This is a genomic window from Actinopolyspora mzabensis, from assembly GCF_900101095.1.
In the GTDB taxonomy this organism is placed as follows: domain Bacteria; phylum Actinomycetota; class Actinomycetes; order Mycobacteriales; family Pseudonocardiaceae; genus Actinopolyspora; species Actinopolyspora mzabensis.
Genome location: NZ_FNFM01000004.1, coordinates 429,748 through 446,724, shown reverse-complemented (window position 1 = coordinate 446,724; position 16,977 = coordinate 429,748). Strand labels below are relative to the sequence as shown.

Genomic DNA, 16,977 nt, shown 5'->3' with positions numbered 1-16,977 from the left:
CGAGGCGTAGCCGAACATGAGCCCCTGGTCACCGGCACCCTGCTGGGCGATCTCGTCGATGACACCGTCGACACGGGACTCGTGCGCGGTGTCGACACCCTGACCGATGTCCGGCGACTGCGCGTCGATCGAGACGTTGATGCCGCAGGAATCGCCGTCGAAGCCCTTGGCCGAGTTGTCGTACCCGATCTCCAGGACCTTCTCCCGCACGATCGCGGGCAGATCCACGTCGGCGTCGGTGGTGACCTCACCGGCCAGGTGCACCTGGCCCGTGGTGATCATGGTCTCCATGGCCACCCGCGAACGCGGGTCCTGCGCCAGCATCGCGTCCAGGATCGCGTCACTGATCGAGTCGGCCATCTTGTCCGGGTGGCCCTCGGTCACGGACTCACTGGTAAACAACCTGCGGTTCATCTCAGTCACGGCTGATCTTCACCTCACTGCTTGTTGCTTCGATTATTCTTCGTACTCGACGGCCTGTCATGCCTTGGCGTGGATGATGCCCCAGGCAAGGTTCCCGCCATTTCCGCCCTGCACCCAGTTGCGCAGGCCGGCCTTCATGCGAGTCCGGTATTCCTCGCCGATGAAGTCGGCGAGTTCCTTCTCCCGGCTTTCCAGAACTTCCAGCACCCGGCCGTAGTGCAGCGGCAGGTACTCGCTGAGGTCCTCGAACTCGACGTTCTGCAGCCCCAGCCTGCTCAGCTCCTTGCGGTAAAAGCTGGGCGAGCCGAGCGAGTCGAGGTGCAGCCGGTCCAGGATCGGCCCGAGGGCGCTCTTCTCGGCCGAGTCGGCGGCCATCGGGTCGGTGAACAGCACCGAGCCCTTGGGCTTGAGGACCCTGGAGATCTCCTCCATCACCCTGGTGCGATCACCGCTGTGCAGGAAGGAGTCCTGCGACCAGACGATGTCGAAGGCATTGTCCTGGTAGGGAATGTCCTCGAACGAACCGTCGGCCACCTCGATCAGGTGATCGAGCCCCTCGGCACGGCTGATCTCACGGTTGCGCTGGTTCTCCACCTCGCTGAGGTTGAGGCAGGTCACCTTGCAACCGTAGGTGCGCGCCAGGTAGCGGGCGGCACCGCCGTAGCCGGCGCCCAGATCCAGGATGGTGGTGTTGGCGTCGATGTCGACCTTGCTCGCCATCCGCTGGACGGTGCGCTCGCTCGCGGCGGCGATGTCCTCCTGCGGGGTCTGGTAGAGACCGACGTGGATGTCGTTGCCTCCCCAGACGTGGTAGTAGAAGTTGTCCGCGTCCTCGGAGTTGTAGTAGTCCCGCGCGGTGTGCACCGCGTTGGAGTACATGTCCAGGAACTCGTCCTCGGTGCGGTAGTTCTTCTCCGCCACGTGGATGAAGAAGTCCGGCTCCGTGTCACCGTAGGTTTCCTGAAAGTCACCGTAGGTGTCAATGCGCTGGAAACCGACCTCACGCATGAGCCGCCGGACGTAGTCCTTCCGCAGCGGGTACATGTTCAGGAAGAATTCGGACTTGTCCGGGAACGTGTACTTGAACCGCGCCAGACCGTCGTCGATGTGGTCCGGCTCCGCGGAAACGTCCTCACCGGCGTAGTAATAGGTGTGCTTACTGGAGAACCCGGTGTCCAGAATGGAATCGTAGTTACGCTGGTCGATGATCAGAACACCGTCGTGCTTGAGCATCGCGTAGAACTCCGCAAGCGTCTTGCGGCGGTCCCGCTCCGAGAACAGGTGGGTGAACGAGTTACCCAGGCAAATGATCGCGTCGTATTCACCGTGCACGTCGCGGTTGAGCCAGCGCCAGTCCGCGTTGACCACACGCAGGATGTGACCACCGTACTCCAGTCCGTTAGTGAAGGCCTTGGCCAGCATCTGCGGACTGCCATCCGCACTGACGGTCTCAAAACCCTCTTCGAGCAGCCGGACCGAGTGGAAACCGGTCCCGGTCGCTGCGTCCAGCACGGTCTTGACACCACGGGCACGCAATTGATCGATGAAGAAGGTTCCCTCGCTCTCGTAGCGGGCCTTCCAGTCGATCAGATCGTCCCACTTGTCGACGAATCCACCGACATACTCTTGAGTGTAGTGATCAGTGTCGCGTACTTCCAACGGATTGTCGCCGAACGCCTGCTCCTCGAGGTGAACCGAGTCCTGGTCGTTCGACTCCTGGTCACCACGTGCAAGATCGTCCACGCTCTTGGTCATACTCAGCTCCCACTCGCGTTGGTCAAGCGCCACTGCATCGCTCGGAACCACGGTGAATTCACCGCCCCGAGCCTTCACGGGCGCGCCGGGGCACCTCACAAGGGGCACACCGCACCGGTGCGGGCAGCCAACTGGCGGGCCGCGCACTGGCACCGGTCAGCACACTCGGTCGGCACCTTTGCCGCCCGATCCCGACGCAGATTCCGTACGCCGAGAACCCAACTTATTCGCATTCACGAAAAATGCAAGCACATTCAGCTGTGACCCTAATCATAGAAATAGGATGATCGCGTGATTCGCACAGTTACCCTAAGTAAAGAAATAGGCCGTCACCAGGGAGAATTTAGCTTTCCGCCCCAGGGGTCACGATCCGGCAAAGGCAATCAGGCTAAAGATGTAGTACAATGCACGTGCGCCACATACCACAACGGTGACGAATAGTGCAACCGTACGATCCGATGAAATGAACAACGCGAGCACGGTGCCGCACTGATTCTTTATTCGCCTGTCCCCCTTCCATCGAAGGCGGGACCCCGGATGTTACGCCCCCTCCCCACTCGGGGTGTGATACCCCACTCTTCCGCGTGGCGGACGCTGTTCGTCCAGGTCAGCACCACTTCTCGACGAGAAGAATGATCAATGACTCACAAACCCGTCGACAGCACCCCGCAAGATCCGCGAAATCGACCCTTTTCCCACTTTATTATTGTCGACAATCATTCTAATCGATTGTGCCTGATTCCTGTTCCACCGTTCGGAGTGCGATCGGGCGGGGATCGCTGGCCGAGCGGCCCACCCCGCCCTGCTGACCGGCCCCGCCCCGTGCCGGTCGCTCCTTCGAACCACAGGAGTGGGCGCCCCCACCGGGGAGCCGTGCCCCCCCCCCCCCCCCCCCCCCCCCCCCCCCCCCCCCCCCCCCCCCCCCCCCCCCCCCCCCCCCCCCCCCCGACCACGGCTTCGCCGCACTCGGGAACCGGTGTTCGCGGTCGGACCCAGGTGCGGGCCGGCCATGACCCGACATGAACCGTCGCCGCCCGTTCGGCGCGTCTGCCGGACGAGACCCGAACGAGCTCGCAAACTGACGCTGTGCCGCCATTCGACTTCACAGTGTTGCACCGAACGGAGCAATCTCGTGCACCGGTGTTGACGTGAGATGTGTTCTGGCTCATTAATGTTTGTTAATGGTGATTTAAGTCCGCTTGTGTTGCTCTTTGTTGTTGTGTGTGCTTCCGATGCGGAGGCTCCGACGCTCTCAACACGGATGAGGATCGCCCGATACCGTGTGAGGAGGATCGATGCAGTCACGACCACCGCGTCGTGTGACGGCCAAGCACCTGGGCGTGCTCGCCATGGCCGCCGCGTTGGCGCTGGGTGTCGCTCCGGCGGCGGCAGCGCATCCCGGCAAGCACCGGCCACCGGCTGACGCACCACTGACCACGCCGTGGACTGATCAGGTGGGACCGGACAACGCGCTACCCGAGTACCCGCGCCCCCAGCTGAGACGCGAGCGTTGGCAGAACCTGAACGGCGCATGGGAGTACGCGGGCGGTGCCACCCCGCCGGACCGGGAGCAGCGGGACCTGGGCGAACGAATCCTGGTCCCCTACCCGGTCGAGTCCGCGCTGTCCGGCATCCAGCGGCACGACGACCACATGCTCTACAGGCGCGACTTCCGGGTACCGCCCCACTGGCGGGGTGACGAGCTGTTGTTGCACTTCGGGGCCGTGGACCAGGAGGCCACGGTCTGGGTCAACGGCGAGCGAGTCGGTTCCCACCAGGGTGGTTACACCTCGTTCACGGTCGACGTGACCGACGCGCTGCGACCGGGATCACGGCAACAGGTAACCGTGGCTGCCACGGACACCAACGAACGGGGCCGGTACCCCATCGGCAAGCAGACCGACACTCCCGGCGGGATCTTCTACACCGGTTCCTCCGGCATCTGGCAGACCGTGTGGCTGGAGCCCGTCTCACGGACGCACCTGACGGAACTGAACATCCACCGCACCTCGAAGCGGAGACGTTCCGGTTGGAACCCGAGATCCGCGGCTCACGAGCCGTGAGTGTGGAAACGGTGGTCTCGCGCCCCGAGGGTGAGGTGGTCTCACGTACCACCACGGCAGCGGGCGCAACCGTGCGGGCGCCGGTGCCGAACCCGCGAACGTGGAGTCCCGATGATCCCTACCTCTACGACCTGACCGTACGCCTGTTGGACGCCGGTGGTCGTGAGCTGGACCGCGTCGCCAGTTACGCGGGGATGCGTTCGATCGGGCTGGTCAAGGACTCGCAGGGCAGACAACGAATCACCCTCAACGGGAAGATCCTGTTCCAGCAGGGAATGCTCGACCAGGGCTTCTGGCCGGACGGGCTGCACACCCCGCCCACCGACGGGGCGATGCGCCACGACATAGCGCAGGCCAAGCGGATGGGTTTCAACATGCTCCGCAAGCACATCAAGGTCGCGCCGAAGCGCTGGTACTACTGGGCCGACCGGATGGGCATGCTGGTCTGGCAGGACATGCCGTCCCTGACGGCCCAAACCGGCGGGACCAACGGCGTGCCCTCGGAGGAGGCCCGAGCGAAGTTCGAGGCCGAGACCACCGACGTGGTCGATCAGCTCGACAGCGTGACCTCACTGGTGACCTGGGTGCCGTTCAACGAGGGGTGGGGTGAGTTCGACACCGCACGCATCACGGAGCGGATCCAGCGACAGGACCCCAGCAGACTCGTGAACGCCGCCAGCGGTGTGAACTGCTGTAACTCACTGCCGGACACCGGGGCGGGCGACATCTACGACGATCACACCTACGTGGGGCCGGGTACTCCGGAGGCCACCGCCGAACGAGCGGCGGTCGACGGCGAGTACGGCGGCCTCGGCCTGGTCGAGCAGGGACACCTCTGGCCCGGCCAACCGGGAGCCTACGAGATGACCGAAACTCGGGCCGAACTCACCGAGCGCTACGGCCAGCTCAGCGACGACCTGATCAGCGCGATCGAGCGGAACGGTCTGTCGGCCGCGGTCTACACCCAGGTCTCGGACGTGGAGAACGAGGTCAACGGGCTGATGACCTACGACAGGAAGATCACCAAGCCGGATGTCGCCTCAATCCGTGCGGACAACGAGACGATCATCGAGGCCGGCAGTCCGTGACCTGCTCGTAGTGGGCCGGGTGGGCGGATCGTGCGTTCGTCCCCCGGCCCTCTCCGCCAGAAGATTCCGGGGAACCCGCCCGGAGGACTCCGGACAGGCTTCGACAGGAAGGGAATTCCCATGACCGAGGGCGGACCGAAGAGGAGTGGCTGGAGCAGGCGCGGCACGTTGACCACTCTCACGGCGACGACAGCGGCCGCGGCGCTGGGCGGCAGAGCCGCCGCACGAGCCGGCGGAGGCGGGCACCGCGTTCCCCACCACGGTGGTCGGGAACAGAGCGCGAACGGCAGGCTCTACGAGATCCGTTCGGGACACCACCGCGCGCTCGTGGGCGGGGTGGCGGCCACCCTGCTCTCCTGGCAGGTGGCGGGCGAGGAAATGCTGCTCACTCACCCCCCGGAGGATGTGGGCGAAGGCTTCCAGGGCAAAACGATTCTGCCCTGGCCCAATCGGATCGACGGAGGAACCTACGAGTTCAACGGTGAGCGGTTGCAGGTTCCGATCAACGAGCCCTCGAGGAATGCGGCACTGCACGGCCTGATGAACTTCGTGGAGTGGGAACCGGTGCGGCACCGAGCCGACAGCGTGTCGCTGCGGTACCTGTTGCACCCGCAGTACGGCTATCCGTTCCGCATGGCGTTCCTGGTCGAGTACAGCGTCGACCGACACGGTGTGCGGTGCACGCTGACCGCCGAGAACACGGGCAGTCACGAAGCCCCCGTGGGTTGGGCGAACCACACCTACATCTCCGCCGGGACGGGTGGGACCGACAGCATGGAGCTCCGGTTGCCCACGGCGACCTACTACCGCACCAACGATCGGCTCATCCCTACGGGTACCGCCTCGGTCGCGGGCACCGAGTACGACTTCCGAAGTGGCAGGACCATCGGTTCCACCACGATGGACACGGCCTTCAAGGATCTGGCACGGAATCGGCGCGGTCACGCGACCGTACGATTCGGGCGCACCGAGGGACCGGACGTGCTGCTGTGGGTGGACGAGTCCTACGGCTACCTCCAGGTCTACACCGACGACGCTCCCAGCGAACAGCGTCCGCAGCCGGCCCGTTCGGGAATCACGGTGGAGCCGAACACCTGCCCGCCGAACGCGTTCGTGACCGGCGAAGCCGTACGAGTGCTGCGTCCCGGTGAGCGACACGCCGGGACCTGGGGGCTGCTGGTACCCCGGTGAGGGTGGTGCTTTCGGCACGAGCGGTCCGCTCGTGCCGAAAGCACCACGACGCAGCACCGGCCCGCGAATCCGCGCGGACTCGTGGGCACCGAACTCCGCTCAGCCTGCCTCGTCCTCCTCGTCGGGAGGTTCCAGCAGACTGTGTCGCACCGCGAAGGTGGCGGCTTCCAGCCTGGAGTGCACGCCCAGTTTGCCCAGCAGCGCCTGTACGTGGGTGCGTACCGTCGTGCTGGACACTCCCAGTTGCTTGGCCATGGTCGTGGTACGAGCCCCCGAGACGAGCAGACGCAGGCAGTCCTGCTCCCGAGGGGTCAACGACATCCGCGGCGAGGCGCGATCGCGGTTGTTCGGCAGGCTGACACCGGTGCGACGACCGTCGGGGAAACGTGGCAGGCGGGTGACCGGTTCCCCGGCCGCGGCCTTGCCCACGGCCTCGACGAGGGCGGTCAGTCCGCACATCTTGGTTACGTAACCGATGGCCCCCTCACGCATCGCGCGGCGCATACCCTCCGCATCGGGGTCCGCGGTGAGCAGCAGCACCCGCATTCGTGAGCCTCCGGCGGCCGTGATCTCGTCCAGGTGGTTCAGGGAGTCGCCATCGGTGAAGAACCTCTCCAGCACGCACACGTCGGGTTTGTTGCGACGCACGCTGCGTACGGTCTCGGTGATGCTGTGCGCGGTGTCCAGCACGTTGAGTCCCCGTTGTGGGAGCACCGTCACCAGTGCCTCCACGAACACCGTGTGATTGTCCCCCAGCACCAGGTCAGCCATTGTTTCCCCCTCGCGGTCAGCCGTGATCCCGCCGGAGCCCGTTTCGCGGCGCACCACGGATCCCGGCTCACGATCACGGCCTCGACAAGCCGATGTGGACACGTCCCCTACGCTTCCACCGGCGTTTCACTGCGGTCGGGCTCGGGCGGCCCCACCGCCGACTCGGGTTCGAAAGAGCACCACAGTCGCCACACTGGTGTTATACCCGTTGCGAACGAACCGCGCACGCTCTGTCGTTTTTCGAATTCGTTACGTAGTAAACGATTCATTCTCCCCGGTAAACGAATCCCAGCTCGCGGGTGACCGCCGCGATGCCGAATCGCTCGCCGTCGACACCTCGGTTACCCGCACCCCCCATGCGGGCCCGTTCGGCCGGGTCGTCCAGCAGTCCGGAGATAGCTCCGGCCAACAGATCGGGGCGGCGTGGCGGAACCAGCACCCCGTTGTGCCCTGTCACGACGAGGTCCGGCACAGCGTTGACCGCGGTGGCCACAACGGGGAGACCACAGAGCATGGCCTCGATCACCGCCAACGGCAGACCTTCGTACCTGCTGGGCAGGGCGAACACGTCGAGGGCGGGCAGCAGCTCGGCGACATCCGAACGCTGACCCGCGAACACGAAACGGTCACCGAGCCTGTCCCGGGCCAAACGTTCGATGCGGTTACGCAGCTCTCCCGCGCCGAGCCAGACCCCACAAACATCCGTTCGGGGCAGCCGGGCCAGCGCGTCGACGAGGTCCTCCGGTGCCTTCTGGTAGGTCAGTCTGCCAACGGCACCGACGACCAGTCGATCTTCGGGTATGCGAAGCGCGCGACGGGCCCGGCGTCGACTCTCGGTATTCGCGCGAGGGGACTCCAGCGAAACGGGAACACCGACGGCGCGGATCCGCTCGGGGGCGGCCAGCCCGAGCCGCACGGCCTCGGTCGCGACCCCATCCCCCACACACAGCACATCGTCGGTGAGTCTGCCCAGCAGCCGTTCCACCGCCGTGTAGCAGAGCCGCAGCCACCGTGACTGAAACCGGTGGAAGGGGAACCCGTGGTAGGTGTGCACCACTCGCGGCACCGCCGACAGCCGAGCGGCCGTTCGCCCCACCGCCCCGGCCTTGGCGGTGTGGGTGTGCACGACGTCGAACTCTCCTCGGACGAACAACGCGGTCAACCGGAACAGCGCGACGAGATCCCACCACGGGACGATCGGTTTGCGCAGCGCCGGTTCCACGACCACGTCGAGCCCGGCTCGTTCGGCACGCCGCACCAGTTCCCCGGCGCTGCCGGTGACAAGGGTGATCGGCCAGGAGTCGGCATGCTGCGCGAGCGCGCAGCGCAGGGCCACCAGTCCGGCCCCACCCTCCAGACGCGTGATGACGGTGGCTACCCGTGGGTGCTCGCGCATGTCGTCTACCGCGGCAGCGCGCGCACGGCGGTTTCCGCGAGGGCGGGCATCTCTCCCCCGGAACTCGCGAGCATGGCCGCCTCGAGTTGCGTGTGCACGTTGAGCTTGGTGAGGATGCCACGAGTGTGCTTGCGAACCGTCTGCACGGATATGAAGAGTTCGGCGGCTATCTGCCGACCACGTTTGCCCTCCGCCATGACGGCCAGCACTTCCCGCTCGCGCACGCTCAGCACCGCGAGCGGATCGTGGTCCGTCCCGGCGGGGCCGGCCTCCCGGCGCAACGCGCACAACACCTCACCGAGTACTTCAGGGGGATACCAGGCGTGTCCGCGACCGACCAACCGAAGGACCTCGACCAGTTCGCTGATGCCCCGCTCCTTGGGCAACCAGGCGGCCGCACCGGCCCGCGCGGCACGCACCGCCAAATCCGAGTCCACGGTCGAAGTCAGCACCACCACCCTCACGTCGGGGCACACTTCCTCGAGTCTTCGTAACACTTCGTGCACCCGAGTTCCCAGTACCGCGATGTCGACGACGGCAATGTCCGGCCAGGCGATTCGTGCCCGTTCGAGCAGATCGGTCTCGCTCGGATACGAGCTGTCGGCCACCCAGAGGTCCGACTCGGTGGACAGGTACTGCGTAAGAGCCTCGACGAACATGCGTTGTTCGTCCACGAGCAGCAGGCGGAGCATGTTCCCCCCAGGACACGGCCGGCGCGGTTACCTCCCGTACCGGCGAATTCTGCAGTAGCCGCACAGGACGCGCAGCACGGAGAGCGCGCCGCTCCGCCGGCGCACGAGCCGTTTTCCGAACCGAACGAGGGGATGTTCACGCTCCCGAACCACTGGAGGTGGGGACATCGGCCTCGACCGAAGGGCTCGGCTCCACCGGTGAGGGCGCCGGGGCACGCCGTCCGGGGCTCCGCCACCGTCCCGTCGACCTGGTCAGCCACGCCAGCGGGAGGGTGTACAGCGACAGGGCGGCATCCAGGATCCGCAGGAACAGGAAGAAGGCACCGAACACGAGAAATCGTGGTTTGCGAAGTGCCAGCGCCACCAGCAGGGTCAGTGACAGGTCCACGACCACCACGCCCAGCAGCAGCGAGAACAGGCTGACGTAGCCCGACACCGCCTCGTGCAGTGGTCCCAGCACGACGAGCTCGGGCGTGCCCGGCAACAGCAGCGGCAACAGCAGCAGCAGGAGCACCAGCGGCAACGCGATCATCAGCAGGCTGCTGGTGAGCAGTTCGGTCAACAGCAGCAACAGCATGCAGGTGAACAGATTGGTCCTGGGGCGATGTCTGCGTACGGTCTGCCACAGTCCCAGCGCCCAACGCTTGGTCTGCCGAACGTAGTCGCGAAGGTTGTCCGGATCCTGGGTCACTGCCACCGCGGCGGGGGTGAAACCGACCTTGCCGAGCCGTTTCTGATACACCTCGAAGGTCATGTTGAAGTCCTCGATGACCAGACCGGGTGGATTCATCTCGATGTGGGGCAGCACCTCGGTGCGATACATACTGGCGAAGCCGGGGACGATATGTGTGGCGTTGCACCGCAGCCAGGTCTGGCCGAACTTGAGCAGGTACTGGCTCAGCGCATAGATCCGCTGCCGATGGCACACCAGCAACCTGCCCAGCGGTGACAGCCCGCTGCGATCCCAGTCGGTGCGTACGAAGCCCGCCACCGCCGCGACCCGCGGATCGCCGAACAACGGCAGCGCCGCCCGGAAGTAGTTGCTGTCGAGCCGGGTGTCGGCGTCCAGCAGCAGTACGGCCGGATAGTGCTCGACGAGGTGGAACCGCTCGATCGCCTGTTGCAGCGCGCCTGCCTTCCCCACGTTGCTCCAGGTGCTGATCACGTTCACGCCCGCCTGTTCGGCGAGTTCCACGGTTCGGTCCGTGGAACCGTCCGAAACCACGTACACGTTGGCGCGCGGTACGAGTTCGGTCACCGACTCCAGACTGTCGGTGATCACGAGCTCCTCGTTGTGGGCGGCCATGAGCACCGCCACCCGATCGGTGCCGAAGGGGGGGTCGCCACCTGCACCCCGGGTCCGTCCGACGTCCGTGTCACCGGGAAAGCAACCGGAGCCGCGGAGCGAGAACGGTGTTCGGATCCGGCGTGTCACGCGATCGTAAAACGCGGCGCAGCTCGTGCTGATCCTCCGAAGCAGCCCCATACTGCCCCAGAGCACGAAATTCGCCCCGAAAATCAGCACGGCCACAAGCCACCACGGAATCACCTGACCACCTCCTCCACACCCGAACCACCTCGTGGACGGACGTCATCGGCGTGCCCGAGCGGAACGCCGGGCCACGGGAAAGGCCTGACGCAGTCGCGGCCAAGTGGCGGGATCGGCCGGGCCGTACATCCACAGGTAGACGCCACCGATGCCGGACCGGTCCGCCACTTCGAACTTGGCGTGCGAGCTGGCCGCGTTCTCGAACCACACCTCGTGCCGCGTCCCGTCCGTGTCGGTGTAGCGGAACCACGGGGTACGGCTCTCCTCGTCGAATCGGATCCGCTCGTCGTGCCGCCGCGCGATTCGAGTGGCCTCGCCCCAGGTCACCGGCTGCCCCTTGCCCTGGGACCAGTCGTATCCGTAGAGCGGTATCCCCAGCACGATCTTCTCGGGCGGTATGGTGCCGCGTGCGTAGTCGAGCACGTCTCTTATCCAGTCGATCGGCGCCACCGGTCCGGGCTGCGAGGTCGACCAGTGCCGGTCGTACCCCATCAGCCGCACCTGGTCCGCGGCGCGACCGATGGCCGCGTAGTCCTGCGCGACGTTGCGTTCGTCGTAACCGCGCCTGCTGGCCTTGGCGAACACCGCAACCGACAGTGTTCGGTCGTGGGAGTGCAGCGCCTCCGCCAATTCCCGGACCAGCACACTGAACTCGTCGCGGTCCTCGGCCTCGAGATCCTCGTAGTCGATGTCGATACCCGCGTAGTCGTTGGAAAGCACCAGGTCGACGATCTCCCGCACATGCTGCCGCCTCCGCTGGGGATCGTGCAGGATCGGGGCCACCGAGTCGTAGGACCAGGCACCGTGGGTCATGTTCGCCACGCTGGGGGTGAACCGCAGTTCGGTTTTCCGCAGGGAGCTCAAGGCCTCACGGGTCCGGCCTGCTCGGTCCGAGGGAATCTGGCTGACCACGTTGCCCTGGGGGTCGAGCCCGTACATCCAGGGTGAGACCTCGGTGAACCCTGCGGTGTGCCGCATGACCTCCGAGGTCCCGCCCTGGAAGTTCCAGAACGGCAGGGCGGCGACCACCTCACCGGAGCCGGCGGTGGGGCGCGGTGTCGGTTCCCGTCGCACCGAAAGCACAACCAGCAGCAACACCAGGCACAGCACCGCCACACCTCCCACGAGGGCGATGCGCCGCACCCTGGCTCCGAGCACGGCGAACCGCCGGGTTCCGGCCTTCCCACGCATGAGCACTCCCCCAACCGCGAGTCAGCCGGTGTCACCACGACCCGACCTGGCTATGACGCCCTCCCCGGCGCGGGTGTGCTCGTCGACGACCGATCTGATGATCGAATCCAGATCGTGGGCGGGCCGGAAACCGACCAGCTCCCGCGCCAACGAACAGTCGGGCACACGCCGCAGCATGTCCTCGTACCCGGAGCCGTACACGGCCTCGTAGGGGCTGTGCACGATGTCGCTCGGCGAGCCGGTGGTGGCTATCACCCGGTGCGCGAGTTCCTCGATAGAGACCTGTTCGGTACTGCCGAGATTGACCGCACGTCCGCGTGCCGAGTCACTGTGCACCAGCGAGACCAGCGCGGGAACCACGTCGTCCACATGGCAGAAACAGCGAATCTGCTCCCCGCTCCCGAAAACCGTGAGCGGATGGCCACGAAGCGCCATCGACACGAATCGGGGCAGCACCATGCCGTAGCGGCCGCTCTGTCCGGGCCCGACGGTGTTGAACAGGCGCACGATGACTGCCCACAACCCCTGTTCGTCCACCAGGGACCTTGTCATGCTCTCGTCGACGGCCTTGGCCTCCGAATAGGACCACCGCGACTTCAGCGGCGAACCGAGGACCCTGTCGTCGTCCTCGGTGAGGCCGATCTTGTCGTTCTTCCCGTAGATCTCGCTGGTGGAGGCGATCAGCACCCGGCTGGCGTTCCGGTGGGCCGCCTCCAGCACGCGGTGGGTGCCGTGGATGTTGGTGAGCAGGCTTTCCAGCGTACGGTCGCGGATGACGAAGGCCCCGACCGCGGCAGCCAGGTGGAACACCACGTCACAACCGGCCGTGGCCCGCTCCACGATCTCCCTGTCCACAATGCTGCCCGGCACGGGGTACAGGCGTTCGTGATCGGCCATCCCGGACAGATTGGCCCAGTCTCCGGTGCTGCCGTCGTCCAGCGCTACGACCGTGTGGCCCCCCGCGAGCAGATACCGAACCAGGTGTGACCCCACGAACCCCGCGGCCCCGGTGACGAGTGCCCTCATGGATTCACCCCCGAGCTCGCCGGGTCCTCGACGGCCCCCTGCTGTCGAACACGTCGTCCGTCACGGCGTCCGCTCAGCAGATCGTCGTAGAGCTGGTCGATCCGCTCGGTGACGGCGTCCATCCCGTACAACTCCCGCAACTCGGGCACCTGGGTGCGGGGGCGAGCGGCTGACAGCTCCGCAAGCAACGCGGACCGCAGTTCCTCGACCTCGCCAGCCACCTCGATCGCACGGTCGGTACTGACCCCGTCCAGGGCCGGGCAGGTGGTGTAGAGCACCACCAGCCCGTTGGCCAGGGCCTCGAGTACTGACAACCCGAACGTCTCCTGCTTGGAGCAGGCGACGAAGAGGTCCAGCGCGGACAGCACGGACGCCACGTCGCTTCGCTTGCCCGCGAAGATCACCTTGTCGGATACCCCGTTGGCTTCCGCGAGTTCCTCCAGCCGTTGCCGGTCCGGACCGTCGCCCACCAGCAACAGCCTGGTCTCCTCGTCCAACAGCGGGGTGGCGGACTCTATGAGCAGGTCGAACCGTTTGTTCGGGTCGAGCCTGCCGAGCACTCCGACCACCCGGTGCCGCTCGGCTAGCCCGAGTTCGTTCCTGGTTCGTGCGCGGGCATCCGGATCGAAGGCAACCCGGTCGAAGTCGACACCGTTGGGGATGACACGCAGCTTGCGCGCGGGCAGCCCCCACCGGCGCAGCCGGGCGGACACGGTGTCCGAGACCGCGATGGTGGTGTCGGAGAACAGATCGCTGCCCAGGTAGAGCAGCCGCACACCCGCACTCATGCGTCTGCGCTCGAGGTGGGTCTCGCCGATGGAGTGCTCGCTGGCAACGACCGCGGGAACGCCCGCGAGTCGCGCCGCTATGCGGCCGTAGACGCAGGAACGGTAGAGATGCGTGTGCACGGCGTCGAACCCGCCGGAGCGCATCAGGGCACGAAGCCGGAACAACGCGCTCAGCTCGGTGTTGCTGGTCATGCCGAGATCGTGTACCGGAATCCCGGCCCCGGAGATCATGTTCGCGACCTCGCCCGCGTTGTACAGCGTCACGACCTCGCACTCGTGTCTGCTACGGCGTACCAGCTCGTAAAGCTGCAGCTCGGCTCCGCCGATTCCCAGTCCGGTGATCACGTGTAGGACTCGCACTGTTGCCCCCTCTGCCGGTTGCGGCGCGACCCGCCGAGTCCCGTGAGCACGGCTTGGGCCGTGCGCACGAGAATCACCAGGTCCAGCCAGGGTGACCAGTACTCGATGTACTGGTTGTCGAAACGGGCCCGCTCGACGATCGAGGTGTCACCGTGCAGCCCGTGCACCTGTGCCCAGCCGGTGAGCCCTCCTGGGACGCGGTGTCGGTCGGAGTAGCTCGGTATCGCCGCCGCGAAGCGCACCGCGTAGTACGGCCGTTCGGGACGTGGCCCGACCAGGGACATGCCACCCCGTAGTACGTTCCAGAGCTGTGGTAACTCGTCGAGGTGATTGCCGCGCAGCCAGCCACCCAGCTTTCCGCACTGCGCGGGTGTCGGCGTCCACCCCGTATGACCGGTCGCGTGGACGGTGCGGAGCTTGGTCACGCGGGTCAGGGCTCCGGCCGCGGTGATCCGTTCCTGCCGGAAGAACGCCGCTGGGTTCCGGCAACGCACGGCGATGCCCAGCAGCAGCAGTGCCGGCAGCGTCGCCAGCAGCAGCACGGGGGCGAGCAGCAGATCGAGGGTTCGTTTGGCGAAACTCCCACCGAGGGCGTGTGCGCCGCGGCGGAGTGGCAGCAGCGGTATCCCCCACACCTCGTCCAGCGACGCCCCTGAGGCGGCCAACCCAAGCCCGGGCGTCCTGGGAAGCACGCAGATGTCCAGCGCCGAGCTCCGGCACCGGCGCACCACACCGGTGATCTCGGGGATCATCTCGTCGGTGCAGCACACCACCACCCGAGTGACTCGGTAGCACCGAACGACCTCGGCCAGCTCCTCAGGACGGGCCAGCACCTCCCGTCCCACCGCCTCACCCGTGCCGGGGTGATCGAGAAACCCGACGAACCGCAGCCCGAGCTCACGGCGGCGCGTCATGGCGCGGGCCAGCTCAGCCGCGGCCTCGTTACGTCCGACGATCACCACCGGTTCGAGCAGCCTCCCCCGGTTACGGGCAGCGCGCAGCGCGAACAGGGTCACGAACCTGCCGAGCAGCAGCGCCGCGGCGGAGCAGGCTCCCAGCAGCAGCACACGAGATACCGGCAACCAGGTGAACAACACCAACAGCGGCAGAGCGGCGGCGGTCACGAGGGTTCCGACGTCGTCGGAAATCCTGCTGCGCAGCGGGAGACGTTGCGTCCCGCGAACGGCCAGCGCCAGCAGCACCGCGGGCACGTAGAGCAACGCCGCGGGACCCGGCAGTCGCAGCGCGAGTGCCACCGTGCCGAGCACGAGCAGATCGACCGTCGGAAACAGTCGTGGAAGCAACGAGAGCGTCCAGCTCGCGGGCAGCGGCACGTGGGATCCGGGGGCCCCGGTGAGTTCCTCCGACTCACCGGGGCGCCGCGTCTCCCCCGGCCCCGCCGCTCGTGGCGCGGGCACCGCCCGGTGCCGATCGCGCACCGGTTGCCAATTCATCTACCCACCCCCGGCAGGGCGAACGCGCGGCGTTCCCTGGCGGGTGAGATCCGGCTGGTGACGGCGCGAGCAGCGTGGTCGGCACCGTAGACGAAGCGCATCACCGGACCGAACGTCGGAGTGACGGCTGGTCCGATGAAGTACAGCCCCGGTACCGTGGACTGGTATCCGGGATCCACCCGCGGCGCGCGGTCCAGCGTCCCCACCCTGCCGCGCAGCTCAGGGCTGATGAAGGGCAACCGCCCGAGATCGGGTCGATAACCGGTGGCGCTGATGATGTGATCCAGGGTGAGCGTGGTGGTCTCGGCGCCTCGACGCAGCCCCAACCTCAACCGGTCCCCGGTGGGATCGGCCCAGTCCAACTGGCGGTCCAGCAGCATCGGGATGCGCCCGTCCACGCGTTCCCGCAACCACCAGGCACCGGCGGGCCCCATCGCGGTACGGGCCAGCCGCACTCGGGTGCTCACCGGTAGTCTGCGGAACAGGTCGGGATGTTCGGAATAGAACCAGGTCGCCCAGCCCGATCCCAGTCCCGCCTCGGGTTCACGGAGTCTGCGGCGCAGCGATTTGTCCTCGGTGGGGGGTAGACCGTTCCACACGATGTCACTGGCTCGGGCGATGATCCGGACCGAAGCACCGGCTTCCCGCAACAGCGCGGCGGTCTCCAGGGCGGACTGTCCGGAGCCGACAACGGCCACCTCGCGATCGCGGAACACCCCGAGATCCACGTGAGCACTGCTGTGCGAGGCCAGATGGGCCGGTAGCTGGGCGAGCACGTCCGGGACCCGGGTGAAGTGCTCGACACCGGTGGCTATCACGACGTTTCGGGCGGTGGCGCTCCTACCGTCGGTCAGTTCCAGTTCGTAGTGATCCCCGGCGCGACGGACGTCCTCGACCAGCACCTGTTCCACCTCGGGTGCGTGGTTGCGCTCGAACCAAGCACCGTATTCCAGAAAGGTCTCCAGCGAAACCGGTATTCCGATGTCGGCGTAGGCCCGTCCGGTCTCGCGGCAGAACTTCTCGAGTGTGTGGCTGGCGTGGGGATCGGAGAGGTTGGAGGCGAATCCCTGCGACTTGAGGTACATCCCCCGAGGCATGGCGGTACGCCAGAGGTTGAGCGGAACTCCGAACTGTCTGTGGCTCACTCCGGCGGCTCGCAGGTGGGCCGCCAACGACAGGCCGTAGGGACCGGCTCCGACAATGGCGACGTCGACTGTTTCGTTCATCGCT

General features: G+C 66.4%; 14 protein-coding genes. 3 read left to right on the top strand and 11 right to left on the bottom strand.

The genetic code is table 11. From position 1 onward, the window contains the following. Both BLR41_RS09110 and BLR41_RS09105 read right to left on the bottom strand, forming a co-directional pair. A partial coding sequence (locus BLR41_RS09110; protein WP_281240952.1) for an S-adenosylmethionine synthetase N-terminal domain-containing protein occupies nt 1–414 on the bottom strand: 414 nt, incomplete at its 3' end. Nucleotides 415–480: 66 nt separating this feature from the next. Then, nucleotides 481–2,178, bottom strand: coding sequence for a glycine/sarcosine N-methyltransferase (locus BLR41_RS09105; protein ID WP_092627531.1), 1,698 nt, complete (start codon nt 2,176–2,178; stop codon nt 481–483). Between the two features lie 1,295 nt (nt 2,179–3,473). Between BLR41_RS09105 and BLR41_RS23480 the strand changes: the two genes are divergently transcribed. The 3 genes from BLR41_RS23480 to BLR41_RS09090 all read left to right on the top strand — a co-directional run bounded on the left by BLR41_RS23480 (nt 3,474) and on the right by BLR41_RS09090 (nt 6,520). After that, nucleotides 3,474–4,241: a sugar-binding domain-containing protein gene (locus BLR41_RS23480; RefSeq protein ID WP_245694016.1), complete on the top strand. Its 768-nt coding sequence runs from the start codon at nt 3,474–3,476 to the stop codon at nt 4,239–4,241. After that, a complete protein-coding gene (locus BLR41_RS23475; protein ID WP_245694015.1) occupies nt 4,238–5,329 on the top strand; it encodes a glycoside hydrolase family 2 TIM barrel-domain containing protein in 1,092 nt (363 codons plus the stop codon). The genes BLR41_RS23480 and BLR41_RS23475 overlap by 4 nt, the downstream gene beginning before the upstream one ends. 120 nt (nt 5,330–5,449) lie before the next feature. Further along, nucleotides 5,450–6,520, top strand: coding sequence for an aldose 1-epimerase family protein (locus tag BLR41_RS09090; protein ID WP_092627530.1), 1,071 nt, complete (start codon nt 5,450–5,452; stop codon nt 6,518–6,520). 99 nt (nt 6,521–6,619) lie between these two features. On the opposite strand, the gene BLR41_RS09085 is transcribed toward BLR41_RS09090, so the two are convergent. From BLR41_RS09085 to BLR41_RS09045, 9 genes are all read right to left on the bottom strand, one after another. Next, the gene (locus BLR41_RS09085; RefSeq protein ID WP_092627529.1) at nt 6,620–7,291 is read right to left on the bottom strand and encodes a LuxR C-terminal-related transcriptional regulator; all 672 of its coding nucleotides are present in this window, start codon (nt 7,289–7,291) and stop codon (nt 6,620–6,622) included. A 265-nt stretch (nt 7,292–7,556) separates the two neighbouring features. Then, nucleotides 7,557–8,687 carry a glycosyltransferase family 4 protein gene (locus BLR41_RS09080; protein WP_092627528.1) on the bottom strand — a complete coding sequence of 377 codons (1,131 nt, stop codon included), beginning with the start codon at nt 8,685–8,687 and terminating at the stop codon, nt 7,557–7,559. Between the two features lie 5 nt (nt 8,688–8,692). Then, nucleotides 8,693–9,379: a response regulator transcription factor gene (locus BLR41_RS09075; RefSeq protein WP_092627527.1), complete on the bottom strand. Its 687-nt coding sequence runs from the start codon at nt 9,377–9,379 to the stop codon at nt 8,693–8,695. Nucleotides 9,380–9,515: 136 nt separating this feature from the next. Then, nucleotides 9,516–10,865, bottom strand: coding sequence for a glycosyltransferase family 2 protein (locus BLR41_RS09070; protein WP_176797901.1), 1,350 nt, complete (start codon nt 10,863–10,865; stop codon nt 9,516–9,518). A 105-nt stretch (nt 10,866–10,970) separates the two neighbouring features. Beyond that, nucleotides 10,971–12,119, bottom strand: coding sequence for a glycosyl hydrolase family 18 protein (locus BLR41_RS09065; protein ID WP_092627525.1), 1,149 nt, complete (start codon nt 12,117–12,119; stop codon nt 10,971–10,973). Nucleotides 12,120–12,140: 21 nt separating this feature from the next. Further along, nucleotides 12,141–13,145 (bottom strand): NAD-dependent epimerase/dehydratase family protein, encoded by a 1,005-nt coding sequence (locus BLR41_RS09060; protein ID WP_092627524.1) that lies wholly within the window; start codon nt 13,143–13,145, stop codon nt 12,141–12,143. Beyond that, entirely contained in the window at nt 13,142–14,293 is a 1,152-nt protein-coding gene (locus tag BLR41_RS09055; protein ID WP_245694013.1) for a glycosyltransferase, read from the bottom strand. Before BLR41_RS09055 ends, BLR41_RS09060 begins: the two co-directional genes overlap by 4 nt. Next, nucleotides 14,275–15,747 (bottom strand): sugar transferase, encoded by a 1,473-nt coding sequence (locus BLR41_RS09050; protein WP_092627522.1) that lies wholly within the window; start codon nt 15,745–15,747, stop codon nt 14,275–14,277. The genes BLR41_RS09055 and BLR41_RS09050 overlap by 19 nt, the downstream gene beginning before the upstream one ends. Beyond that, nucleotides 15,744–16,973, bottom strand: coding sequence for an NAD(P)-binding domain-containing protein (locus BLR41_RS09045; RefSeq protein ID WP_092627521.1), 1,230 nt, complete (start codon nt 16,971–16,973; stop codon nt 15,744–15,746). The genes BLR41_RS09050 and BLR41_RS09045 overlap by 4 nt, the downstream gene beginning before the upstream one ends. Nucleotides 16,974–16,977 lie beyond the last annotated feature (4 nt).